This is a genomic window from Serratia sp. YWN4 (genome assembly GCF_055790845.1).
Genome location: NZ_CM147696.1, coordinates 988,007 through 1,010,544, shown reverse-complemented (window position 1 = coordinate 1,010,544; position 22,538 = coordinate 988,007). Strand labels below are relative to the sequence as shown.

24 protein-coding genes, 1 tRNA gene and 2 pseudogenes are annotated in these 22,538 nt (G+C 52.3%); 17 read left to right on the top strand and 10 right to left on the bottom strand.

Going from position 1 to position 22,538, the window contains the following annotated elements; translation table 11 throughout:
- The first annotated feature begins 5 nt into the window (after positions 1-5).
- The 3 genes from gshB (at position 6) to ruvX (ending at position 2,094) form a co-directional block, all read left to right on the top strand.
- A complete protein-coding gene (gene gshB, locus ACX9GT_RS04750; protein WP_473190056.1) occupies positions 6-956 on the top strand; it encodes a glutathione synthase in 951 nt (316 codons plus the stop codon).
- 152 nt (positions 957-1,108) lie between these two features.
- A complete protein-coding gene (locus ACX9GT_RS04745; protein ID WP_473190055.1) occupies positions 1,109-1,672 on the top strand; it encodes a YqgE/AlgH family protein in 564 nt (187 codons plus the stop codon).
- A complete protein-coding gene (ruvX, locus tag ACX9GT_RS04740) occupies positions 1,672-2,094 on the top strand; it encodes a Holliday junction resolvase RuvX (protein ID WP_473190054.1) in 423 nt (140 codons plus the stop codon). The genes ACX9GT_RS04745 and ruvX overlap by 1 nt, the downstream gene beginning before the upstream one ends.
- 9 nt (positions 2,095-2,103) lie before the next feature.
- Here the strand turns inward: ruvX and ACX9GT_RS04735 are convergent, their stop codons facing one another.
- The gene (locus ACX9GT_RS04735; protein WP_473190053.1) at positions 2,104-3,108 is read right to left on the bottom strand and encodes a type IV pilus twitching motility protein PilT; all 1,005 of its coding nucleotides are present in this window, start codon (positions 3,106-3,108) and stop codon (positions 2,104-2,106) included.
- A 20-nt stretch (positions 3,109-3,128) separates the two neighbouring features.
- On the opposite strand from ACX9GT_RS04735, the gene ACX9GT_RS04730 reads away from it, so the two are divergent.
- From ACX9GT_RS04730 to hemW, 6 genes are all read left to right on the top strand, one after another.
- Positions 3,129-3,836 carry a YggS family pyridoxal phosphate-dependent enzyme gene (locus ACX9GT_RS04730; RefSeq protein WP_473190052.1) on the top strand — a complete coding sequence of 236 codons (708 nt, stop codon included), beginning with the start codon at positions 3,129-3,131 and terminating at the stop codon, positions 3,834-3,836.
- 27 nt (positions 3,837-3,863) lie between these two features.
- Positions 3,864-4,685: a pyrroline-5-carboxylate reductase gene (proC, locus tag ACX9GT_RS04725; protein WP_473190051.1), complete on the top strand. Its 822-nt coding sequence runs from the start codon at positions 3,864-3,866 to the stop codon at positions 4,683-4,685.
- A gap of 79 nt (positions 4,686-4,764) precedes the next feature.
- Positions 4,765-5,319 carry a YggT family protein gene (locus tag ACX9GT_RS04720; RefSeq protein WP_473190050.1) on the top strand — a complete coding sequence of 185 codons (555 nt, stop codon included), beginning with the start codon at positions 4,765-4,767 and terminating at the stop codon, positions 5,317-5,319.
- Complete coding sequence (yggU, locus tag ACX9GT_RS04715) at positions 5,316-5,606, top strand: DUF167 family protein YggU (RefSeq protein WP_459399913.1); 291 nt, start codon at positions 5,316-5,318, stop codon at positions 5,604-5,606. Before ACX9GT_RS04720 ends, yggU begins: the two co-directional genes overlap by 4 nt.
- A 17-nt stretch (positions 5,607-5,623) precedes the next feature.
- Positions 5,624-6,220: an XTP/dITP diphosphatase gene (locus tag ACX9GT_RS04710; RefSeq protein WP_473190049.1), complete on the top strand. Its 597-nt coding sequence runs from the start codon at positions 5,624-5,626 to the stop codon at positions 6,218-6,220.
- Complete coding sequence (hemW, locus tag ACX9GT_RS04705; protein ID WP_473190048.1) at positions 6,210-7,361, top strand: radical SAM family heme chaperone HemW; 1,152 nt, start codon at positions 6,210-6,212, stop codon at positions 7,359-7,361. Before ACX9GT_RS04710 ends, hemW begins: the two co-directional genes overlap by 11 nt.
- A gap of 44 nt (positions 7,362-7,405) precedes the next feature.
- Here hemW and ACX9GT_RS04700 read toward each other — a convergent pair whose 3' ends face one another.
- The 6 genes from ACX9GT_RS04700 to trmB form a co-directional block, all read right to left on the bottom strand.
- Positions 7,406-7,654, bottom strand: a complete 249-nt coding sequence (locus ACX9GT_RS04700) for a DUF2442 domain-containing protein (protein ID WP_473190047.1) — start codon at positions 7,652-7,654, stop codon at positions 7,406-7,408.
- Entirely contained in the window at positions 7,638-7,880 is a 243-nt protein-coding gene (locus ACX9GT_RS04695) for a DUF4160 domain-containing protein (RefSeq protein WP_473190046.1), read from the bottom strand. Before ACX9GT_RS04695 ends, ACX9GT_RS04700 begins: the two co-directional genes overlap by 17 nt.
- Positions 7,881-7,971: 91 nt before the next feature.
- Positions 7,972-8,688, bottom strand: a complete 717-nt coding sequence (locus ACX9GT_RS04690) for a YggN family protein (RefSeq protein WP_473191506.1) — start codon at positions 8,686-8,688, stop codon at positions 7,972-7,974.
- Positions 8,689-8,728: 40 nt separating this feature from the next.
- On the bottom strand, positions 8,729-9,652 hold the full coding sequence (gene glsB / locus ACX9GT_RS04685) for a glutaminase B (protein WP_473190045.1): 924 nt from the start codon (positions 9,650-9,652) through the stop codon (positions 8,729-8,731).
- Positions 9,653-9,721: 69 nt separating this feature from the next.
- Positions 9,722-10,048, bottom strand: coding sequence for a YggL family protein (locus tag ACX9GT_RS04680; protein WP_473190044.1), 327 nt, complete (start codon positions 10,046-10,048; stop codon positions 9,722-9,724).
- On the bottom strand, positions 10,048-10,767 hold the full coding sequence (trmB, locus tag ACX9GT_RS04675) for a tRNA (guanosine(46)-N7)-methyltransferase TrmB (RefSeq protein ID WP_473190043.1): 720 nt from the start codon (positions 10,765-10,767) through the stop codon (positions 10,048-10,050). The genes ACX9GT_RS04680 and trmB overlap by 1 nt, the downstream gene beginning before the upstream one ends.
- Before the next feature lie 168 nt (positions 10,768-10,935).
- Between trmB and mutY the strand changes: the two genes are divergently transcribed.
- The 3 genes from mutY to mltC are packed head-to-tail and all read left to right on the top strand — an operon-like array spanning position 10,936 to position 13,432.
- On the top strand, positions 10,936-12,036 hold the full coding sequence (gene mutY / locus ACX9GT_RS04670) for an A/G-specific adenine glycosylase (RefSeq protein WP_473190042.1): 1,101 nt from the start codon (positions 10,936-10,938) through the stop codon (positions 12,034-12,036).
- On the top strand, positions 12,033-12,305 hold the full coding sequence (locus ACX9GT_RS04665; protein WP_473190041.1) for an oxidative damage protection protein: 273 nt from the start codon (positions 12,033-12,035) through the stop codon (positions 12,303-12,305). Before mutY ends, ACX9GT_RS04665 begins: the two co-directional genes overlap by 4 nt.
- Positions 12,306-12,355: 50 nt before the next feature.
- On the top strand, positions 12,356-13,432 hold the full coding sequence (gene mltC, locus ACX9GT_RS04660; RefSeq protein ID WP_473190040.1) for a membrane-bound lytic murein transglycosylase MltC: 1,077 nt from the start codon (positions 12,356-12,358) through the stop codon (positions 13,430-13,432).
- Between the two features lie 53 nt (positions 13,433-13,485).
- On the opposite strand, the gene speF is transcribed toward mltC, so the two are convergent.
- On the bottom strand, positions 13,486-15,648 hold the full coding sequence (speF, locus tag ACX9GT_RS04655) for an ornithine decarboxylase SpeF (protein ID WP_473190039.1): 2,163 nt from the start codon (positions 15,646-15,648) through the stop codon (positions 13,486-13,488).
- A 683-nt stretch (positions 15,649-16,331) separates the two neighbouring features.
- Between speF and ACX9GT_RS04650 the strand changes: the two genes are divergently transcribed.
- The 4 genes and pseudogenes from ACX9GT_RS04650 to ACX9GT_RS04635 form a co-directional block, all read left to right on the top strand.
- Positions 16,332-16,407 (top strand) — tRNA-Phe (locus ACX9GT_RS04650).
- A gap of 176 nt (positions 16,408-16,583) precedes the next feature.
- A pseudogene (locus ACX9GT_RS04645) lies at positions 16,584-16,838 on the top strand (Arm DNA-binding domain-containing protein); the annotation flags it as partial.
- Between the two features lie 70 nt (positions 16,839-16,908).
- Positions 16,909-17,996, top strand: a protein-coding gene (locus ACX9GT_RS04640) for an IS3 family transposase (protein WP_473189156.1) whose coding sequence is annotated in 2 segments (ribosomal slippage) — positions 16,909-17,161 and positions 17,161-17,996 — 1,089 coding nt in all. Because the reading frame shifts where the segments join, the coding sequence is not laid out codon by codon here.
- Positions 17,997-18,035: 39 nt separating this feature from the next.
- Positions 18,036-18,734: pseudogene (locus ACX9GT_RS04635) on the top strand (tyrosine-type recombinase/integrase); the annotation flags it as partial.
- Between the two features lie 264 nt (positions 18,735-18,998).
- Here ACX9GT_RS04635 and ACX9GT_RS04630 read toward each other — a convergent pair.
- Positions 18,999-19,154, bottom strand: a complete 156-nt coding sequence (locus ACX9GT_RS04630) for a hypothetical protein (RefSeq protein ID WP_473190038.1) — start codon at positions 19,152-19,154, stop codon at positions 18,999-19,001.
- A gap of 278 nt (positions 19,155-19,432) precedes the next feature.
- Between ACX9GT_RS04630 and ACX9GT_RS04625 the strand changes: the two genes are divergently transcribed.
- Entirely contained in the window at positions 19,433-21,559 is a 2,127-nt protein-coding gene (locus ACX9GT_RS04625; RefSeq protein WP_473190037.1) for a S8 family peptidase, read from the top strand.
- 160 nt (positions 21,560-21,719) lie between these two features.
- On the opposite strand, the gene ACX9GT_RS04620 is transcribed toward ACX9GT_RS04625, so the two are convergent.
- Positions 21,720-22,388, bottom strand: coding sequence for an SANT/Myb-like DNA-binding domain-containing protein (locus ACX9GT_RS04620; RefSeq protein ID WP_473190036.1), 669 nt, complete (start codon positions 22,386-22,388; stop codon positions 21,720-21,722).
- Positions 22,389-22,538 lie beyond the last annotated feature (150 nt).

Genomic DNA, 22,538 nt, shown 5'->3' with positions numbered 1-22,538 from the left:
AAAAGATGATTAAGCTCGGCATCGTGATGGACCCTATTACCTCCATCAATATCAAGAAAGACACCAGCTTCGCCATGCTGCTCGAAGCACAGCGCCGCGGTTGGGAACTGCATTACATGGAGATGAACGATCTCTACCTGCACGCTGGTGATGGCCGCGCCCGTACGCGCCTGTTGAGCGTAAAAGAAGATAAAGAGAGCTGGTTCAGCTTTGCAGCCGAACAGGATCTGGCGTTGCAGGATCTGGACGTGATCCTGATGCGTAAAGATCCGCCTTTCGATACCGAATACATCTACGCCACCTACATTCTGGAACGCGCCGAAGTGAAAGGCACGCTGGTGGTCAACAAACCGCAAAGCCTGCGCGACTGCAACGAAAAACTGTTCACCGCCTGGTTCCCGGAACTGACGCCGGACACGCTGGTCAGCCGCAGCGCAGCGCATATCCGTAAATTCCACCAGCAGCATGGCGACATTATCCTCAAGCCGTTAGACGGCATGGGTGGAGCTTCGATTTTCCGCGTGAAGCAGGACGATCCTAACCTGTCGGTGATTATCGAAACCCTGACCGAGCACGGCAGCCGCTTCTGCATGGCGCAAAACTTCCTGCCAGCCATCAAGGACGGGGATAAACGTATTCTGGTGGTGGATGGTGAACCGGTGCCATACTGCCTGGCACGTATTCCTGCCCAGGGAGAAACCCGAGGCAATCTGGCTGCCGGTGGCCGTGGTGAGCCTCGCCCGCTGAGCGAAAGCGACTGGAAGATCGCCCGTGCGGTTGCGCCAACGCTGAAAGAAAAGGGCCTGATTTTCGTTGGTTTGGATGTGATCGGCGATCGTCTCACCGAAATCAACGTCACCAGCCCAACCTGTGCCCGTGAAATTGAAGCCGCCTTCCCGGTTTCCGTCACCGGTATGCTGATGGACGCCATTGAAAAACGCCTTGCGGCGAAATAAGCCGACGCCTGTCTAGCCTAAGCTTCGTGAACCTCCAGGCTCTCCTGAGGTTCACGTGCATTCACCCCAAATAACGCAACTTGAAGTATGGCGGGTATAACCGCATACTGACGGCTGTTTATTCTCTAATCGATAACGCCTTGTATAACGACATGAATTTACAGCATCACTTCCTTATTGCCATGCCTGGGATGCAAGATCCGCGCTTCAAACGTTCGGTGATATACATTTGTGAGCATAATGAAAGCGGCGCCATGGGGTTAGTCATCAACAAAGCCGTGGAGCAGTTCACGGTGGAGTCGGTATTAAACAAACTCCAAATCGAACCTTCACCGCGCGATCCCGCCATTAGCTTGGATAAACCGGTGTTTGCCGGTGGACCATTGGCCGACGATCGTGGTTTTATTCTGCACTCGCCGCGTAAAGGATTCGCTTCAAGCATTCAGATCTCACCGCAAACCATGATCACCACCTCCAAAGACGTGCTGGAAACCCTCGGGACCCCGGATCAACCCAAAGACGTATTAGTGGCTCTCGGTTATGCTGGCTGGGAAGAGGGCCAACTGGAACAGGAAGTGTTAGAGAACGCCTGGCTGACCACCGAAGCCGACATCGATATTTTGTTCCATACGCCAATCGCCAGCCGCTGGCGCGAAGCGGCGAACCGCCTTGGCATCGATATTCGCAGCATTGCCAACCAAGCAGGACACGCCTGATGAGCAGCCGCACCATTATTGCCTTCGATTTCGGCACCAAAAGCATCGGTGCCGCCATCGGCCAAGAGATTACCGGCACGGCTCGGGCGTTAACCGCCTTTAAAGCACAGGACGGCACGCCGGATTGGCTGAAGATTGAGCGGTTGCTGAAAGAGTGGCAGCCGGATCTGGTGGTGGTCGGCCTGCCGCTCAACATGGATGGCACAGAACAACCGCTGACCGAACGCGCCCGTAAATTTGCCAACCGCCTGCACGGCCGCTTTGGTGTGCAAATCGCCCTGCACGATGAACGCCTGAGCACGGTTGAGGCTCGCGCCCATCTGTTCGATCGCGGTGGTTTCCGTGCGCTGGACAAAGGCAGCGTCGACTCTGCTTCCGCCGTGGTTATTCTGGAAAGCTGGTTTGAACAGCAACTGGGTTAACCACCTCACCTAAGCCGCTCCGCTGAGCAACCCGGCCTGAATACGCTGCTGCAACCCCTGCTCAAAGGTCTGCATGCCTGATTGCGCACCGGTTTGCAATACGCTGGCAAGCTGGTGCGTTTTACCTTCGCGGATCATGCTGCTCACCGCAGCCGTGGCCGTGAGGATCTCATAAATAGCAACTCGCCCACCGCCAGGCTTGCTCAACAGCTTTTGCGCAATCACCGCTTGCAGGCTGCTTGCCAGTTGCGCACGCACATAGGGCTTTTCTTCTGCCGGGAACACATCCACCAGCCGTTCTACCGCCTGCGGCGCACTGCGGGTATGCAGCGTTGCCAGCACCAGATGGCCGGTTTCCGCCGCAGTCAGCGCCAGCCGGATCGTGGTGGTATCACGCAGTTCCCCCAACAGGATCACATCAGGATCTTCACGCAGTGCCGCCCGCAGCGCCTCATCAAAACTATGGGTATCGCGCCCCAACTCGCGCTGCTGGATCAGCGAGCGCTGGCTGTGATGGATGAATTCGATCGGATCTTCCAGCGTCAGAATATGGCGGCGCTGACGCTGGTTGATAAAATCAATCATCGCCGCCAGCGTGGTGGACTTACCGCTGCCGGTGGCTCCGGTGACCAGGATCAGGCCATCTTCCCGCTGCACCAGCGCTGGCACGATCTCGGGAGTACCCAGTTCGGCCAAGGTCGGGCATTCGCTGGCAATCCGCCGTAACGCCACCGACAGCCCGCCGTTTTGCAAAAAGAAATTGGCGCGCAGGCGAATACCGCCAGCCAATGCCAGCGCCAGATCGAGCTGACCATTGTGCTGTAACTGCTGCCGCTGATCCTGAGTCAACAAGGCTTCGCACCAGTTTGCCATCTGCAATGACGAAACACTTTCTGCCTCTGCCACGGCCCTAAGTTCACCATCAATGCGTAACATGGGCCGATGACCGGTACAAAGGTGCAGATCGGAAGCATTATGCTTTACACTAAGAGCCACAAATTCATCGATATCCATATCAATCTCCTGGGTCAACAATGAGCACTATCCAACAGAACCTGCAAGATGTCAGGAGCCGTATTGCGGTGGCAGCTCAACGCTGCGCACGTGCTCCAGAAGAAGTGATATTGCTTGCAGTCAGTAAAACCAAGCCTGTGGCGGCGATCGCAGAAGCCATCGCCGCTGGCCAGCACGCCTTTGGCGAAAATTACGTGCAGGAAGGCGTGGATAAGATCCAGCATTTTTCCTCATTGCCGGAAGGAGCAGGTTTGGAATGGCACTTTATCGGCCCGTTGCAATCCAACAAAAGCAAACTGGTGGCAGAAAACTTTGCCTGGTGTCATACCCTTGATCGCCAGCGCATCGCTCAGCGCCTGAACGATCAGCGCCCGGCGGGGATGCCGCCGCTCAATGTGCTGATCCAAATAAATATCAGCGATGAGCAGAGCAAATCTGGCATTGTATTGGATGAACTGCCGGTATTAACTGAGGCCATCGCCGCATTGCCTAACCTGGCGTTGCGCGGCCTGATGGCGATCCCGGCACCGGAAGCTGATTATCAGCGCCAACTGGCGGTTTTTGGCCAGATGAATGAGGCTTTCCTGGCCCTTAAGCAACGCTATCCACAGGTGGATACGCTGTCGATGGGCATGACTGACGATATGGCCGCCGCAATTGCTGCTGGCAGCACCCTGGTGCGTATTGGCACCGCAATTTTTGGAGCCCGTGACTATTCGCGGGCTTGATGGCACAACCGAATAACGAGGAATTTGATGCAACATCGCAAGATTACCTTTATTGGTGCCGGTAATATGGCACGCGCTATCATTGCAGGCCTGGTTGCAGGGGGCTATCCGGCCAAATCCATCAGCGTTTGCGCGCCTTCACCCAAAAACCGCGACGCGCTGGCCGCCGATTATGGCGTTATCAGCAGCGCCGACAACATCAGTTGCGCACAGGCCGCCGATGTGGTGGTGCTGGCGGTAAAACCGCAGATGATGGCGGATGTGTGCAACCCGTTGCAGCAACAGGTTAATTTCTCCGGCAAGCTGGTGCTATCCATCGCCGCCGGGATTCTGGTCAGCCGTTTCTATCAGATGCTGGGGGAACCGCTGAATATCGTGCGTATTATGCCTAACACCCCTTCTTTGGTGGGAAAAGGCATGAGCGGGCTGTATGCCCCAGCGCAGGTCAGCCAGCAGGATCGCGATTACACCCGCGACTTGATGAGTTCGGTCGGCAAAGTGTGTTGGGTTGATGACGAAAACGGCATCAACGGGGTGATCGCCGCCGCAGGCAGCGCACCAGCCTATTTCTTCCTGTTTATGGATGCGATGCAGCAGGAAGCCGAGCGCATGGGCTTTAGCAGCACCGCAGCACGCGAACTGGTGCAGCAGGCCGCCATCGGTGCCGCCGCGCTGGCGGCTGCCAACCCGGCAATACCTTTGTCTACGCTGCGTGAGCAGGTGACATCCAAAGGGGGAACCACCGCTGAGGCACTGCGGGTGTTCAACGAACAACAACTGCCTGAAACCGTCGCCAAAGCGATGCAGGCGGCCGTTTCCCGCGCGCAGGAAATGGAAAAGCTATTTTAACGCTACCGACTGAATTTCAGGCAGTTACTGCCCGAAAGACACAAGGGATAACCAAGAGTTAAGGAGAAGGGTAACTCACATGCTAACGCTGACTTTCCTGGTCAAAACCGTTGTTGATATTTACGTGATGGTGCTGTTGCTGCGCATTTGGATGCAATTGACGCGCACTGACTTTTATAATCCGTTTTCGCAGTTTGTGGTGAAAATCACCCAGCCGCTTGTCGGCCCATTGCGCCGCATCATTCCTTCGCTGGGGCCGGTAGACAGTGCATCGCTGCTGCTGGCATTTTTGCTGATGACCATCAAGTATCCGCTCCTGTTGCTGATTCAGGGTGGAGCTATGTCGCTCAGCCCGTACAATCTGCTGTTTGGCCTGATCTCACTGATTAAATCCGCCGGTTACCTGATCTTCTGGGTGATGATTATCCGTGCGCTGATGAGCTGGATCAGCCAGGGCCGCAGCCCGATCGATTATGTGATGTATCAACTCACCGAGCCGCTGATGTCGCCAATCCGCCGCATCCTCCCAGCCATGGGCGGCATTGATTTTTCCGCGATGGTGGTGATTCTGATCCTGTATCTCATCAACTACTTGGGGATGGATCTGTTCGGCGAGCTCTGGTTCCTGCTGTGAGTGCAGTGACTCCCGTGCTGGACGGGCTGGCTATCAGGCTTTATATTCAGCCGAAAGCCAGCCGCGACCAGATTATCGGCCTGCATGGCGACGAGATAAAAGTCGCCATCACCGCCCCACCGGTTGATGGCCAGGCCAACGCCCACTTGATCAAGTTTATCGCCAAGCAGTTCAAGGTGGCGAAAAGCAACGTTATCATTGAGAAGGGCGAACTGGGGCGGCACAAGCAGTTACGCATCATCAATCCGCAACAGATCCCTGCCGCGATCGCAGCACTTATTGAATAATTTTCAAGGTAATCATCATGCAAAAAGTCGTTCTTGCCACCGGAAACCCCGGAAAAGTGCGTGAACTCGCCAGCCTGCTCGCCGATTTCGGCCTGGACGTGGTGGCACAAACCGAACTGGGCGTAGACTCTGCCGAAGAAACCGGCCTGACGTTTATTGAAAACGCCATCCTGAAAGCCCGCCATGCCGCGCAAATCACCGGCCTGCCCGCGATTGCCGACGACTCAGGCCTGGCAGTGGATGCGCTGGGTGGCGCCCCGGGGATTTATTCCGCTCGCTATGCCGGTGTCGATGCCAGCGATCAACAGAATCTGGATAAACTGCTGGTGGCGCTGAAAGACGTGCCAGCAGGCCAACGCGCGGCACAGTTCCACTGCGTACTGGTCTATATGCGCCATGCGGAAGATCCGACCCCGCTGGTGTTCCACGGTACCTGGGCGGGTGAAGTGACCTTTGAGTCTGCGGGTGAAGGCGGCTTTGGCTACGATCCTATTTTCTACGTGCCAGAACTGGGCTGCACGGCGGCTGAGCTATCACGCGAGAAGAAAAGTGCAATATCACACCGTGGTCAGGCATTGAAACTGATGTTGGAAGCCCTGCGTAATGCCCGTTAACCCCGTACAACTGCCGCCGCTCAGCCTGTATATCCATATTCCCTGGTGCGTGCAGAAATGCCCATACTGCGATTTCAACTCGCACGCCTTAAAAGGCGAAGTGCCGCATCAGGAATACGTCGATCATCTGCTGGCCGATCTGGATGCCGATCTGCCGCTCACCAGCGGCCGTGAAATCAGCACCATCTTCATTGGTGGTGGCACGCCAAGCCTGCTGAGTGCCGAAGCCATGCAGGCATTGCTGGACGGAGTACGTGCACGCATTCACGTGGCTGCCGATGCGGAGATCACTATGGAAGCCAACCCCGGCACCGTGGAAGCCGATCGCTTCAGCGGCTATCAGCGCGCCGGGGTGAACCGCATTTCGATTGGCGTGCAGAGTTTCAGCGCCGAGAAGTTAACCCGTCTGGGGCGGATCCACGGGCCGGATGAAGCCAAGCGCGCGGCGCATCTGGCCACCGGTTTGGGCCTGCGCAGTTTTAATCTCGATCTGATGCACGGCCTGCCGGATCAATCACTGGCAGAAGCCTTGGACGATCTGCGTCAGGCGATTGCCCTGAATCCGCCGCACCTGTCGTGGTATCAGCTCACCATTGAGCCGAATACCCTGTTCAGCTCACGCCCGCCGGTGCTGCCGGACGACGATGCACTGTGGGATATCTATCAGCAAGGGCACGAACTGCTGAGCGCCGCCGGTTATCAGCAATATGAAACCTCGGCCTACGCCAAACCGGGTTATCAGTGCCAACATAACCTCAACTACTGGCGCTTCGGCGACTATCTGGGGATTGGCTGCGGCGCGCACGGTAAACTCACCTTTGCCGATGGCCGCATTCTGCGTACCAGCAAAACCAAGCATCCACGCGGCTTTATGCGCGGAGAGTATCGCGACAAGCTGCATGAAGTGGCAGATCACGACCGGCCGTTCGAGTTCTTTATGAACCGTTTCCGTCTGCTGGAAGCGGCTCCGCGCGCTGAATTCGCCCGCTATACCGGGCTGGATGAAAGTGTGATCCGCACGCAGTTGGACGAGGCACTGGCACAAGGTTACCTGGCAGAGACGGCGGAACACTGGCAGATCACCGAGAGAGGCAAGCTGTTCCTCAATTCGCTGCTGGAGCTTTTTCTACCGGACGAGTAAAGAGAAAGCGCTGAGAGTTCAGCGCTTTTTATCTGTCAGTTCATTCAGGCAGCATGATGTGGACGACGAGTTATATCACCCCGCCCTTTGAGAAGCCCCTCGACAGAGATGTCCTCATCAAGCTCCTCCCAATGAATGCCCCGAGCACTGAGCTCATAATTGGCTCGTTGTTCAACACTCGCCTGTAAAAGACGCGGAAACCAAGCCAAAGGCACGCCAATAGTTCTGGCATCATTAAGCTCAACCCACATATTGAGCTCATCAAAACGAACACTCTTAGCTGAAATAGTCATTCCAAGCCTCCAGAAACTGAGCGCGATGCAGTTCCGCCACTTCGAGCAGCTCTTTCAACACCTTCGCATTAAAACCGTCATTACGGGCCAAATGAACTTCAGGCATTAACCAAAACTTCGCCTCAAATTGAACATCCCTGACATGAATATGGGCAGGTTCACGTGGAGTCCCTTCATTTGAATAGAAAAAAAATTTATAGCCTCTGAAACGCAATATCACTGGCATCAACGCAAATCCTTTCACTGGTTGATTATAGTTTAACCAGATTGCCAGTTCTCCGCTAAGGCGTCAAAAGTTGAGTTCTATCAAATACTTTTTACTTCAACGCGTTAATCAAACTCTTACGCTGAGTTTCCAGCGCTGTAACGCGGTTGCACACATCGTTACCGAAGTTCTGGAAGCTCTGTTCCTGCTTGCTCCATTCGCTCTGAATGGCCTGTTGCAAGCCACCCAGGTTGCCCATCAGCGCCTGTAGCGGATTACCGTTGGTGTTGGCCGCCTGTTTAATGCCCATTTCGTTCAGGCTATCTTGTAGCACGCCACCCATGCTTTGCTGCACCAGGTTGCGCCCGTCCTGCTCCACCTGCGCGATCGCCTTATGGTGGAACACCAAGCCATCGCTACGATGTTCGATAATACGGTTCATCTGCTGTTTGAGCTGCGTATTGAGCGTAGTCAGGCGGTTACGCACGTTGCTGCTGCTACCCAGTTGCTGGACGATGATGCTATCCAATGCGGCACGAGCCTTTTCTAAGTGCTGCTGTGCGCCCTGATCGATCCAGGGCAAATCTTTGCGTAACGCACTCTGGTAGCTGAAGGCTTTCTGGCGCTGGGTATCATTCAGGCTGAGCACCTGCCCGTTATGGGTGACGTCACCATCGGCGGAAATTTGCAGGTTACCGCTGGCGCCAGTCACCTGTACGTTCTGCGGGCTGATAATCACATCATCCTGGGGTCTGACGCTGCACTGATATTCGGCATGCGCCTGCGAGGCCACTAACAACAGCAAGGCTAACCCGGTTTTCTTTAACATCATTTCTCCTGACTCCCTTCCACCCACATCCGCGATGGAGTTAAAAAATCGAACGGCTAATGCGTTGAGACAACAGTTCCAGTGCCGCAGTTCCCGCCAGCGAATTGCCAGACGCATCCAGCTCCGGTGACCAGACGGCAATCGACAATTCGTCCGGCACAATCGCGATAATGCCGCCACCCACGCCAGACTTCCCCGGCATCCCCACCCGGTAGGCAAATTCACCGGCACCGTCATACATACCGCTGGTCATCATCAGGGCGTTAATCTGCCGTGCCTGCAATGGGCTGATGATCTCATCACCGTTAAGCGCACGCCCTTGATTGGCCAGATAGGCAAAGCTGCGTGCCAGCTCCACGCAGCTCATGCGCAGCGCACAATAGTGGAAATAGGTTTGCAGCACGGTCAGTACATCGTTTTCGAAGTTGCCAAACGATTTCATCAGATAGGCAATAGCGGCATTGCGATCGGAGTGTTCAAATTCAGAGCGCGCAACGCGAACGTCGTACGCCAGATCATTCTCCCCCGCAAGCTGGCGAACCACTTCCAGCATCCGCTGTTTGGGGGCGCTAAGCCGCGTTTGCAGCATATCGCACACCACCAGCGCGCCAGGGTTGATAAACGGATTACGCGGTTTGCCCTGTTCCATTTCCAGTTGCAGCAACGAATTGAACGGCAAGCCGGAAGGTTCTTTGCCTACCCGCTGCCAGATTTCGCTTTCCTGATAGCGCGTTAGCGCCAACGTCAGACTCAGCACTTTGGAGATTGACTGGATGGAAAAACGCTCTGTGGCATCCCCCGCCTGAAACATTTCGCCATCGACGGTGCAAACGGCGATTGCCAGACGATCGGCCGCCACTTCTGCCAAGGCAGGAATATAGTCCGCGACTTTACCTTGGCCAATCAGCGGGCGCACCTGTTGCAGGATCTCATCCAGCAACGCGTTATCCAATGTTGTTACCACCGAGGTTACACTCCAGATAAAACAAAGGTGCCATGAAGGCACCTTGAATCAACGCTTGTCGGGCAGAAATCAATCCCACCAGATATCAAACAGATCGCTGACCTTCACATCACTCAGCTTACGCGCTTCCAGCCAGTTTTTAACCAGTTCGCGCTGCGCGTCGGTGCAATTGCCGATTTTCTGTAGGCAGATCAAACCTTCCCACTGCAAGTAGCCGCTGCCGTCAAATGCCAGGCCGTTTGGCTCGATCACTTCGTCGATCAAAGCATCCACCGCGCTGTCGATGTCTTCAACATCGGTGCCTTCGGCAAAACGCCAGGCAATGGAGAAACCCAGTTCCTGAAACTCTTCAATGTGCATCTTTTTACGCAAACGACGACTGCGATTCTTAGCCATTATTCCACCCTCTCAAACATCAGATCCCAAACGCCATGTCCCAGACGCTGGCCACGTAATTCAAATTTCGTCACTGGGCGTGATTCTGGACGCGGCACGTAATCATTGCTCTCGGAAAGATTACGATATCCTGCGCTGCCGTTCATCACTTCCAGCATGTGTTCCGCATAGGGTTGCCAGTCAGTGGCCATATGGAACACGCCACCCACTCTTAATTTACTCAGCACCAGCTCAACAAACGGCGTCTGTACGATGCGGCGTTTGTTATGGCGCGCTTTGTGCCACGGATCCGGGAAGAACAGCTGCACCATATCCAGCGAGCCGTCTGGGATCATATTCTGTAGCACTTCTACCGCGTCGTGGCACATGATCCGCAGGTTGCTCAATTCGGCTTCATGGGCATCTGCCAGGCAGGCACCAACGCCCGGCGAATGCACTTCAATCCCTAAAAAGTTCTGCTGCGGGTTATGGCCCGCCATGGTGACCAGCGAAGCCCCCATGCCAAAACCGATCTCCAGCACGGTTGGCGCTTCGCGCCCGAACAAAGTGGAGATATCAACAGGTTCAGCCTGATATTCCACGCCCATCACCGGCCAATAGTGGTCCAGCGCATACTGCTGGCCTTTGGTCAACCGCCCCTGGCGGCGAACAAAACTGCGGATACGGCGCATCGCGCGGCCGTTCTCATCAAATTCCGGAGAGATGACGTCATTAATCATAGTGCTTTCTGTCTGTTTGGCTGCCAATTAGGGAAACGCGCATTATGCAAAGATACCTTGGTTTAGCAAGCGTTCATCGTGTGCTGCTAAGGAAAGTTACGGTTTACAGCACTCGCACACTATGCTGGAATCGCGCATCAAATATCAGCCGAATAGCGAAACCCGCTTATGATGCAAGCGCAACAGTTCTCGCACGTGGTGCTTGACTGGTACCAGCGCTATGGCCGCAAAACGCTGCCGTGGCAACTCGATAAAACGCCTTATCAAGTATGGCTCTCTGAGGTGATGTTGCAACAAACTCAGGTTGCCACCGTTATTCCTTATTTTCAGCGATTTATGGCGCGCTTTCCGAACGTGCGTGCCCTCGCTGAAGCGCCGCTGGATGAAGTGCTGCATCTGTGGACCGGGCTGGGTTACTACGCCCGCGCCAGAAATCTGCACAAAGCGGCTCAGACCATTGTCGCACAGCACGGCGGTGAGTTCCCGACAACCTTTGCAGAAATCGTCGATCTGCCCGGTGTAGGCCGCTCAACCGCCGGGGCGATTCTGTCTCTGGCGCTGGGGCAGCATTACCCGATCCTCGACGGCAACGTAAAACGCGTGCTGGCCCGCTGCTACGCCATTGAAGGCTGGCCGGGCAAAAAAGAGGTGGAAAACCGCCTGTGGCAGATCAGTGAAGAAGTGACTCCCGCGCAAGGCGTCGGCCACTTCAACCAGGCAATGATGGATCTGGGGGCAATGGTCTGCACCCGTTCCAAACCGAAATGCGACTTATGCCCGCTCAATACCGGCTGCCTCGCTAACGGCAACAGCAGTTGGGCCAAGTATCCGGGCAAAAAACCCAAGCAGACATTACCGGAAAAAACCGCCTACTTTTTATTGCTGCAACACGGCGACGGTGTCTGGCTAGAACAGCGCCCCGGCAGCGGGCTGTGGGGCGGCCTGTTCTGCTTTCCGCAGTTCAGTACCCGCATCGACCTGGAATTCTGGTTGCAGCAACGCGGCCTGAAGGGGAACCGCCTGGAACAACTGACCGCTTTCCGCCACACCTTCAGCCATTTCCATCTGGATATTGTGCCAATGTGGCTGAATATCGACAAAGCCGCCAGCGCCATGGATGAGGGTGCCGGTCTCTGGTATAACTTAGCGCAGCCGCCATCGGTCGGGTTGGCCGCACCGGTCGAACGCCTGTTGCAACAACTGGCGAAGCAGCCACCGATCCAACAAGGTTTATTTGGCAACAGCGCCATTGACGAGGAATTAGCATGAGCAGAACCATTTTTTGTACCTTCCTACAGCGCGATGCCGAAGGGCAGGACTTTCAGCTCTATCCAGGTGACGTCGGCAAGCGTATTTTCAACGAGATCTCCAAAGAAGCCTGGAGCGAATGGATGAAAAAGCAAACCATGCTGATCAACGAGAAGAAACTCAACATGATGAACCTTGATGATCGCAAACTGCTGGAGGCAGAGATGATCCGCTTTCTGTTCGAAGGGCATGAGGTTCATATCGAAGGTTACACACCGCCAAGCGAATAATATTTTCCGGGCCAGGCGCTGGCCCTTTTAATCTCGTAGACGGCTTTAAAATGAAGAAAATTTTAGCTCTGCTAGTAATAGCCCCTTTGCTGATCTCCTGTTCCGGCCAAAAAAGTGAAGAGGCCAGCGAGGCCATTGTCAAAGATACCAACGGCTTCGAGATTCTGATGGGCCAGTTTGCCCACAACATTGAGAATATCTGGGGCCTGAAAGAGGTCTTGATCGCTGGGCCAAAAGATTACGTTAAGTATACCGATCAATATCAGACCCGTAGCCACATCAACTTTGACTCGGGCACCATCACGGTCGAAACCATTGCCACAACCGATCCGGCCACCCGCCTGCGCCAGGCGATTATCAGCACCTTGCTGATGGGCGACGATCCGGGGTCTATCGACCTTTATTCCGACGTCAACGATATCCAGATCAGTAAAGAGCCGTTCCTGTATGGTCAGGTGCTGGATAACAACGGCCAACCAATCCGCTGGGAATGGCGTGCGGCGCATTTCGCCGACTACCTGCTGCAAACCCGTTTGCAAAAGCGCACCTCCGGCCTGCACGTAATCACCTCGGTCACCATCCAACTGGTGCCTAACCACCTGGACAAGCGTGCGCACAAATACCTGCCGATGGTACGTAAATCCTCCGCGAAATACGGTATTGAAGAATCGCTGATCCTGGCCATCATGCAGACCGAATCCAGCTTTAACCCGTATGCAGTAAGCGGTTCCGATGCGTTGGGCCTGATGCAGGTAGTGCAGCATACCGCCGGTAAAGACGTGTTCCAGATGCAAGGTAAATGGGGCACGCCAAGCCGCAGCTACCTGTTCGATCCGGAAAACAACATTGATGCCGGTACGGCGTATCTGGCCATTCTACAGAACAACTATCTGGGCGGGATTCAGAACCCGACCTCACGTCGCTATGCGGTTATTACCGCTTACAACGGCGGAGCGGGCAGCGTGTTGCGGGTGTTCAACAGCGACAAAGCCAAGGCGGTGACGATTATCAACGGCATGCAGCCCGGTGATATTTATCAGACGCTAACCACCAAGCACCCGGCGAGCGAATCACGCCGCTATCTGGTGAAGGTGAATAACGCGCAGAAGAGTTATCGCCGCAAGTAACCTAGCGCCATAAACCATCAGGGCCGATGCGTAATCTCATCGGCCCTGCTGTTTTACTGCTTGATCATATAGCCGAAAATGCGCTTCCAGCCGTGATCTTTCTTCTCGATGTAGACGCCCTGCAACTCAGGGGAAAAACCCGGTAAGCGGTTGATGCCCTCTTCCAGCGCCAGAAAATAACGCTGCACTGCCCCGCCCCACACTTCCCCCGGCACCACACACAGCACGCCGGGCGGGTACGGCAACGCACCTTCCGCCGCAATGCGCCCTTCCGCTTGACCGATGGGCACCAGTTCGACGTTGTCGCGGATAAACTCCACGTTGGCGTCCTGCGGGTTCATCACCACCGGCGGGAAATGATCCTGGCGGAACATCTCTTTCTGTAGTTGCTTCACGTCGAAGCTGACGTACAGATCGTGCATCTCCTGGCACAGTTGGCGGATGGTATAACCCCGGTAACGCTGCTCGTTTTTGCGATACACCGTCGGCAAAACTTCGCTCAACGGTGCATCCTGTTCAATATAACGCTCGAACTGCACCAGCATATCCACCAGATGGTCCATCTTCGCCGGGTTTTCCGCCGGGGTCAGCAGGAACAGGATCGAGTTAAGATCACACTTTTCCGGCACAATGCCGTTCTCACGCAGGAAGTTGGCCAGAATGGTGGCCGGTACGCCGAACTCGGTGTATTGCCCCGTTGTGGCATCAATGCCCGGCGTGGTCAGCAGCAGTTTGCAAGGATCCACCAGATACTGATCCTGCGCATAGCCCTCAAATCCGTGCCATTGCGCGCCCGGCACAAAGTTAAAGAAACGTGCATCGTTAGCGATAAGATCAGTATCGTAATCCTGCCAGTCTTTACCAGCCACCTGCTGCGGAATAAAGGGTTTCAGTTGCGTGCAGCGTGCCAGCAACTGTTTGCGTGTTTCAATCCCCAGCTTGACACACTCCATCCACATGCGGCGGCCAGCGGCCCCGGCGTGCATTTTGGCGTTGACGTCCAGCGCGGCAAACAGCGGATAGAACGGGCTGGTCGAAGCATGCAACATAAACGCATTGTTGAGATGTTTGTGATTACAGTGGCGCTTCTGGCCTTTGATATGATCGTCTTTCTTGTGGATCTGCGAAGTCTGCGAGAACCCGGCCTGCTGTTTATGCACCGACTGCGTAACGAAAATACCGGGATCGAGCTCATCCAATTCCAGCAACAGCGGCGAGCACTCTTTCAGCATCGGGATAAACCCTTCGTAACCCACCCAGGCGGAATCAAACAGGATGTAATCACACAGATGACCGATGGTGTCGATCACCTGACGTGCGTTATAGATCGTACCGTCATAGGTGCCAAGCTGGATGATCGCCAAGCGGAAAGGCCGTGCCGCATTGGCTTTCTCTGGCGCGACATCACGGATTTGCTCGCGCAGATAACGCTCATCAAAACAGCGGGAGTCGATCCCACCAATAAAGCCAAACGGGTTGCGCGCGGTTTCTAGATACACTGGCGTTGCACCGGCCTGGATCAACGCACCGTGATGGTTAGATTTATGGTTGTTGCGATCAAACAGCACCAGATCGCCGCGCGTCAGCAGCGCATTGGTCACCACTTTATTCGCCGCCGAGGTGCCGTTCAGTACAAAGTAGGTTTTATCGGCATTGAACACTTTGGCGGCATGCTTTTGCGCATCTTTCGCCGAGCCTTCGTGGATTAGCAGATCGCCAAGTTTCACATCGGCGTTGCACATATCAGAACGGAAAATCTTCTCACCGTAGAATTCAAAAAACTTACGCCCAGCCGGATGCTTACGGAAAAACTCACCGCCTTGGTGCCCTGGGCAAGCGAAGGTCGAATTTTCCATTTCCACATAGGTTTTCAGCGTTTTGAAAAACGGTGGCAACAATGCCTGCTCGTAAGCATCGGCGGCAGCCTCCAACTGTGCCATGTAAAACGCTTTGGTCGCCGCAGCAAGCGCAAACACCCCGCTGATCAACGGCAGGTAATCTGGAGAAAGATGCTCATCCCCTTCCACAGCAACAAACATCGGGATGCCAAAACCGGTCGCCTTGAGCGTTTCAAGAATACCAGCGTTCACGTCCTCAACGGACACCACCGCCGCTGCCACATCGGTATAGTCGGTCTGTTCCACGCGGACAATCTGGCGCAGGGTTTCGATACTGGCGACCAGGCTGGCGCTTGTTGCTATTTTCAATTCTTTCATAGTGCTGACTCTCAAACGGTTAAGGATGAGGGTGTGCCACAGGGCACATAATGAGATAACCAAGATTATCCCGGCAAAGTGATGCACGGTGTTGCAGCCTGAGGCGCAAACAGGGCCAACTGATGCGGGCAAGCATCAGGCAGCTATCGAGGGCTGGGATCGGCAGCGACCGATAGACATCAGTAAAATCAGAGCATTAGCTCTATTTTTAATAATGCCTAACAGCGAGCATAGGGTGGCCTTACCGCATAGTGTGCAGCGGCAATCGCGGGAATATTATTCGGGAATAACAGCGGCGGGATAACGGCATCATCAGATGTCTGGCACACAGCAATGCTTGAATAACGAAACCAGTCATGTCTGTAACCCCCTGATTTTGATGAGCCTGATCACCATAGCTTGATGGATGGATAACAAAATTCGCGCAATGATTGCACGTTTTTTTATGAGGTTCAAGTAACTATTACGAGGTTCACCTTAGGATGATAACTCTTTGTAATTTAACGCTATAAAAATATAACCTGGGAAATAGGATGATATAAATACACGATTTTATTGCATATCTATTTGTCTTATGCCGACAAAATGCGTCCACTGGCTGAATGAAAATAGAGCAACCGATCGTGTTTGTGACAGAAAGCGATTGACGAGATACGGCCAAATACGGTTTAATGCGCCCCGTTGCCCGGATAGCTCAGTCGGTAGAGCAGGGGATTGAAAATCCCCGTGTCCTTGGTTCGATTCCGAGTCCGGGCACCACTTTCACTTCTCCCCAAGTCTCCTGAATTCAAGTAAACTCCTTTAAAATCCTTGTTATACTCGATTTAATCACATCATGAACTCCACAGAAGTCAACCAGCATCCACCTCAATCAAGTGCTCGCTGGGGGCCCATCTGGGGGCTCATCTTGTTCAACGTTATTTTGGGGCCCCCAAATGCCACTCAATGCCAGACAAGTCGAGACTGCCAAGCCGAAAGACAAGGAGTATAAACTCACTGATGAACGTGGGCTTTATCTACTCGTAAAACCGAATGGTTCCAAGTATTGGCGTCTCAAATACCGTATCGCCGGTAAAGAAAAGAAACTCGCTATCGGTGTCTACCCCGACTTCTCACTGGCGGATGCTCGCCTTAAACGTGATGAAGCACGTAAAATGCTCACTGATGGCCTCGACCCCAGCGAACAGAAGGGTAATCCCCCCGAAAAAGCGGTGTGTTCATAAGTAGAATTTTCTCGTAATCTGAACGGAGGAGATTTCTATGAAAAAATCGCGTTTTACCGATAGCCAAATCATGGCCATCCTTAAGCAAGCCGAGGCTGGAACGCCAGTGGCTGAATTGTGTCGCGAACATGGCATGAGCAATGCCAGTTTCTACAAATGGCGTTCACGCTTTGGCGGCATGGATGTCTCCATGATGGCCCGTCTGAAAGAGCTGGAAGACGAAAACCGCCGCCTCAAAAAGATGTATGCCGAAGAGCGACTTAAAGCCGAAATTATTCAGGAAGCCATGGCAAAAAAGTGGTGAAGCCATCGTGTCGAAAGCAGATGGCTCAGAACGCTGTCAGGAGCCGAAACATCAGCATTCGCTTTGCTTGCCAGCTATTTGCTGTCAGCGAAAGTTGCTACCGCTATCAGGCTAAATTGAGTGAAGAAAATGACGCCATTGCCGACTGGCTGCTCCGTATTACGGATAGCCAACGTAACTGGGGGTTTGGCCTGTGTTTTTTATATCTGCGTAACGTAAAAGGCTTTCGTTTCAACCACAAACGGGTATATCGAATTTACTGCGAGCTGTCATTGAACATGCGGATCAAGCCCAAAAAACGCCTGAAACGGGATAAACCCGAACCACTGACCGTGCCTGCAAACAGCAATGAATGCTGGTCAATGGACTTTATGCACGATCAGTTATCAGATGGTCGTTCAGTGCGTTTACTGAATATAATTGACGATTTTAATCGTGAGGCACTGGCCATTGAGGTGGATTTTTCCCTGCCCGCAAATCGGGTCGTGAGAACGTTGGAACATCTCATTGAATGGAAAGGTAAGCCAGCAGCAATACGGTGTGATAATGGGCCGGAATATACCAGTAAGACATTACTATCATGGGCTTGTAAGCAAGGGATCCAGATTAACTTCATCCAGCCTGGTAATCCGCAGCAAAATGCCTATATCGAACGTTACAACCGAACGGTGCGCTATGATTGGTTGGGACAGCACCTGTTTTCATCGCTGGATGAATTGCAGAACTATGCCACGCAGTGGCAATGGTTTTATAATCACGAACGGCCCAATATGGCGTTGAATGGCTACACACCGATGCAGCATAGACAACGCATGGCCTGACTCTACTTATTACCTCCGTTAAATATGGGGGGATTACCTTGCAATCAGATATTCCGCTACTCTATTGCTACCGGACGCGCCGAGGTCAACCCTGCGGCAGAACTCACCAGTACACTGACCGCGCCCAAGTCTGCACACTTTCCCCATTTCACTGCGGGAGAACTGCCTGCGTTTTTAACCGCTTTGGAAGCTTATCATGGTAGCCCCCTCACCCGACTGGCGACTCGGCTACTTCTGTTGACCGGTGTTCGCACTATTGAACTCCGCGCTGCTGAGTGGAAAGAGTTTGATTTTGAACAGCGCCTCTGGGAGGTTCCCGCCCAACGCATGAAGATGCGGCGAATACACCTGGTTCCACTGTCAGAGCAAGTCATCACTATCCTGCAAGAACTGCAAGCGATCACTGGCAGCTACCGATTGGTTTTTCCTGGCCGTAATGACGTCAACAAGCCGATGAGTGAAGCCAGCGTCAACATGGTGCTAAAACGTATCGGTTATGATGGCAAGGCAACGGGGCATGGTTTCCGCCATACGCTGAGTACAATCCTGCATGAGAAAGGGTTTAACACGGCCTGGATTGAACTCCAGTTGGCGCATGTGGACAAGAACAGTATCCGGGGAACGTATAACCATGCGCAGTATCTGGACGACAGGCGGGAAATGATGCAGTGGTATGCTGATTACATTGACAGTCTGGAACACGAGGAAATCATTCCGAGCCTTCCAGTTGCTCAGTAATCCATTATAAAAAGCTAACAACGCCAGTATCCTTACTGACGTTGTTGGTTTCTCCAATTATTTATTTTTTGCCATAAATATCCCTCTAATGGGCTTCAGACACCTTATTATGGCAAGGGCTGGTTTGAGCAGTACGTTATAAGCTTAACTACAGAGTGATGCTGAGCTGATGAACCTCATAGTCCTATATCCATCTTTTTCCTCTAACCTAAGAGAAAAAAATGGATCCAACTTCCTCACCATGAACTATTATCGAATGACTGCTTAATAAGAGAACAAATAGCAGTATCCGTTATTGCTAGTACACATCAGTTCACGTTCGCCGGAATAAGCAAACCAGATACCGGCGAACACATTGCGCGATAACATCGACTGGATGGTGTAGACGTTTGAAGAGGCCACATCGTCAGGTAAAACCATAAAAAAAACAGCATGTTAACCGACATGCACTTAATGCAACAGAGCCGGAAAACTTCATACCAGTGTGTATGCTTACATCCGGTGGTGTAACGAACGAGGTATTAAACTGTCACTGGGCGCAGTCAGCCCGGAAATGCACGGCGACAGCTTGGGCTCACACGATAAATCAGTCCAGGAAATCGTCCATACCCACAACTACGGGGTGGGAAGATAACTAGTTTTCAATTTTCAACCATCAGGCTGCCCTGTTTATATGTATATTATTCAAGGAACGAGTTATGCATTTTAGCAAACTACTGTATTTACCTCTGGTACTTATGACGAGCCAATTATCGTTCGCCGCAACACAGACTGACCCTGTCAACAACGATCCACTGAAGTTCTTTCATTTATTGCGCTCAATCGCTTCTCCCCTTTCTCAATCCGCTAACATCATACCCTACGTTTATCGCACTCAAGGTAATTCAGCAATTATTTCCTGGGCACCTAATGATCGTTACTTCACAGAATGGGGTTCTGTTGGACCAGCAGATGATGCAAGTCCATATTATCAATGGGGGCTAAAAGCCATGAATTTTGAGCAAGCCTGGGATAGGGTTCGCGGACATGCGCAAATCGGTTTATTAGAACTGGGGTATCCAGGCTCTATTAACAGCCAATTGGTGATTTCAGTCCATCCTGAATTACGCTCCAATTACCGTGAACAATTTCTCACAGGTAAACCGATGAACAGTACAAATACAGAGATTACTAGCGACCATGCTATGCATGTTGCTGGCATCATTGTTGCTGAAGCGAATAATGGCGGTTCGTATGATAGTTTCGGCATGACGGGAGGGGTGGCCGGAGGCTGTGTCCATTGCAGCCTTACTGCGTTTTCTTATGACAACAATACCGTCTTGAGTCCTCTAAGTCCCGATAAAACCAGAAGCGATGAGCTCAAAAGAGATTCTATCGCGGCTGCTATTAAACTGGCTGTAGACACAGGTATGCAGGTACTCAATTGGAGTGGCGATCCAGGAACACTATTCACAACCTCTACTCAATGTGATGTTGGTAGTGTTGATTATAAGTGGGTTAGTGGAAAAGTTTGTGATGCTTTATCCTATGCACAACATAGCGGAATGTTGATTGTTGAGGCAACGGGTAATTTTAATAAGAAAGAAAATGAACTTCCTTTTCCGATGAGTGTGGCTGAAAAATTTGCTATTTTGCCTGTTGCTGGCTCTCAGGTTATTAGCCCTTCGACGGATCAGTATTTCAGGTCAAGATGGACATATGACGATCCACATTTAAATTCTGCAACTGCCTCTGGTTCTAATTATGCGACACTCAATGGAGTGGTGGCTCCAGCCAAGCATATCTTGTCGACTATCCGAGTGGGGAGTCAATATTATAACGGTGATAAAGAGTGGGTAAAATGTGGGGATGCGGCAGTTATCACAGGCGGGGGGGGTACCCCAAGCTGGCTATATCCACCCATTAAAAGTGTTATTTATGACGCTTCAGGTGTTTACGGTGATGGTTTTGGCACCTGTACCGGAACCTCAATGGCGGCGCCGCATGTCACAGCATTGGCTGGCTTAATTCTGTCGGTGAATCCGCGTTTAAGCCCTGCACAAGTCATGAATATCATCCGACAAAGTGGCAATCTTGCTAATGATCGAACGGATGAATTAGGCTATGGCATGCCTAATGCTGTATTGGCAGTCGATGCTGCGCTAGCTACTAATCCCCGTCGATTGACCCCTTTATTTTCTTTTTATAGTCAGATGAGAGAAGATTCATTTTATACCACCGTACCACAAATGGGTCGTGCCGCTATCGGAGGCACCTTGATGCCACGTAATTTTGTGAGCGGTAGCAGTACAGAGTATTATAAAGATGGCTATGAATCGGCTTATGGTACGCCGATTAATGGATACCCAAGCTTTCCTGGGCTCAACTCGGGTGGTGCTTCGATAGGGCCTGCGCCGATGAGTACTCCATTGGCACAAGTTTGGCTATTTACCACCCATGAAAATCCTCTTGATAACTATACGCCTCTGGAACCTATCTATCGTCTTAGTTGGAAATGTGGTGATAAAGCGCCTAACGGTGTCTCTTATCCATGTAAAAACAATCGACATATGGATACCTTGTTGGCAACGGAGTCGGAGATACAATCTTTCAAAAATGTGGGATATAAGATTGATGGCTTGGAAGGGTATCTCTACTCAAAAGATCACTATCCGCCAGCAGGGACCGTACAACTGATACGAGCGTATCATTCCAGTCGTGATGACTATGCGATATTCCCTGAGTCTCAATTAACCGCGATGAGTAACCAAGGCTACTCTCAGGACATCCAGCAATTAGGTTACGTTTATCCTAATGTAGCAGGTGACATCCCCGTAATAGAATGACTATGATACATTTTTATAAGAGTATTTTAATCACGAAACGGAAAGTCACATGTTAATATTCTCCTCGGTTCACACTTGAGCCGAGGAGAATATATGTATTTGGACTATTTTCTTTCATTTCACCGTGCAGTCCCACTGGATACTTTCCAAACTCAATTATCTACTCTTTATCCAAGCCAGCCAAACGCTGCCCATCCCTCCGCCTCTTTAGCTTCCTTAATCGATCTTTGGCTTTTTCTAATGCTGATTTTGTACGACCTGGAAACAATGGCATCAGGTCGTCATACGGCAAGGCAAGGCTATTTTCCAGCAAGCGCCATTCCTCGTCGGTCCAGGGTTTAAAGGGGTCCTGACGAGGCTTCAGCTTATGATATCTCAGCCCTAGTTGACTTGCCTTGATTTTGACTGCTTCGCGACTTCTGCGTGGCAGTTTGTGGGCTACCTGAGTACCTATCTTCTGGTAAAACTCCCGAAGTATCCGAACCTCATCAGGATGCCAGTTGCGGGCACTGGTTATACCCAACTCGTTAGCCTTTACTGTGATAGCCGATTTTCCGCGACTAGGTAGCAGCGTTTGCACATAAGTAATCCCTGCACCCTCTGCATAATGGGTATGCAGAATGTCTATTTCCTGCTCAGTCCAGCAAGGAGTCTGTGCCTTGCACAATCCTAGCCCCTGAGCCATCAATCTTACTGCGGCCAAGGTGCGGCCAAGATGTCGAGCGATATCAGCCGTCGGCATCGTACCATAGTGAGTTTCTACAAACGTCAATTCGGTAGTTGTCCACGCAGTGCGGTGGTTCCTAGATTTTTTTAGTTTTTCAAACATAATAGAAGTCCGTCCATTAAGAATCTTCTATATCCGTGGATAACTGAACATATCCGTATTATCAGTTTTTATAAATAAACGACAATGAATCGATTATGTCTCTACTATCTGATATTTTAACTACCTAATCATACTAAATGATGGGGTTAT

Bases quoted from the DNA above. Each gene is read 5' to 3' on its own strand.
- mutY (WP_473190042.1), top strand. From the start codon at position 10,936: ATGATGCAAGCGCAACAGTTCTCGCACGTGGTGCTTGACTGGTACCAG.
- ACX9GT_RS04745 (WP_473190055.1), top strand. From the start codon at position 1,109: ATGAATTTACAGCATCACTTCCTTATTGCCATGCCTGGGATGCAAGAT.
- speF (WP_473190039.1), bottom strand. From the start codon at position 15,648: ATGAAAGAATTGAAAATAGCAACAAGCGCCAGCCTGGTCGCCAGTATC.
- ACX9GT_RS04720 (WP_473190050.1), top strand. From the start codon at position 4,765: ATGCTAACGCTGACTTTCCTGGTCAAAACCGTTGTTGATATTTACGTG.
- gshB (WP_473190056.1), top strand. From the start codon at position 6: ATGATTAAGCTCGGCATCGTGATGGACCCTATTACCTCCATCAATATC.
- proC (WP_473190051.1), top strand. From the start codon at position 3,864: ATGCAACATCGCAAGATTACCTTTATTGGTGCCGGTAATATGGCACGC.
- ACX9GT_RS04665 (WP_473190041.1), top strand. From the start codon at position 12,033: ATGAGCAGAACCATTTTTTGTACCTTCCTACAGCGCGATGCCGAAGGG.
- mltC (WP_473190040.1), top strand. From the start codon at position 12,356: ATGAAGAAAATTTTAGCTCTGCTAGTAATAGCCCCTTTGCTGATCTCC.
- ACX9GT_RS04630 (WP_473190038.1), bottom strand. From the start codon at position 19,154: ATGGTTTTACCTGACGATGTGGCCTCTTCAAACGTCTACACCATCCAG.
- ACX9GT_RS04620 (WP_473190036.1), bottom strand. From the start codon at position 22,388: ATGTTTGAAAAACTAAAAAAATCTAGGAACCACCGCACTGCGTGGACA.
- ACX9GT_RS04710 (WP_473190049.1), top strand. From the start codon at position 5,624: ATGCAAAAAGTCGTTCTTGCCACCGGAAACCCCGGAAAAGTGCGTGAA.
- ruvX (WP_473190054.1), top strand. From the start codon at position 1,672: ATGAGCAGCCGCACCATTATTGCCTTCGATTTCGGCACCAAAAGCATC.
- hemW (WP_473190048.1), top strand. From the start codon at position 6,210: ATGCCCGTTAACCCCGTACAACTGCCGCCGCTCAGCCTGTATATCCAT.
- ACX9GT_RS04700 (WP_473190047.1), bottom strand. From the start codon at position 7,654: ATGACTATTTCAGCTAAGAGTGTTCGTTTTGATGAGCTCAATATGTGG.
- ACX9GT_RS04735 (WP_473190053.1), bottom strand. From the start codon at position 3,108: ATGGATATCGATGAATTTGTGGCTCTTAGTGTAAAGCATAATGCTTCC.
- ACX9GT_RS04730 (WP_473190052.1), top strand. From the start codon at position 3,129: ATGAGCACTATCCAACAGAACCTGCAAGATGTCAGGAGCCGTATTGCG.
- trmB (WP_473190043.1), bottom strand. From the start codon at position 10,767: ATGATTAATGACGTCATCTCTCCGGAATTTGATGAGAACGGCCGCGCG.
- ACX9GT_RS04680 (WP_473190044.1), bottom strand. From the start codon at position 10,048: ATGGCTAAGAATCGCAGTCGTCGTTTGCGTAAAAAGATGCACATTGAA.
- ACX9GT_RS04625 (WP_473190037.1), top strand. From the start codon at position 19,433: ATGCATTTTAGCAAACTACTGTATTTACCTCTGGTACTTATGACGAGC.
- ACX9GT_RS04695 (WP_473190046.1), bottom strand. From the start codon at position 7,880: ATGCCAGTGATATTGCGTTTCAGAGGCTATAAATTTTTTTTCTATTCA.
- ACX9GT_RS04690 (WP_473191506.1), bottom strand. From the start codon at position 8,688: ATGTTAAAGAAAACCGGGTTAGCCTTGCTGTTGTTAGTGGCCTCGCAG.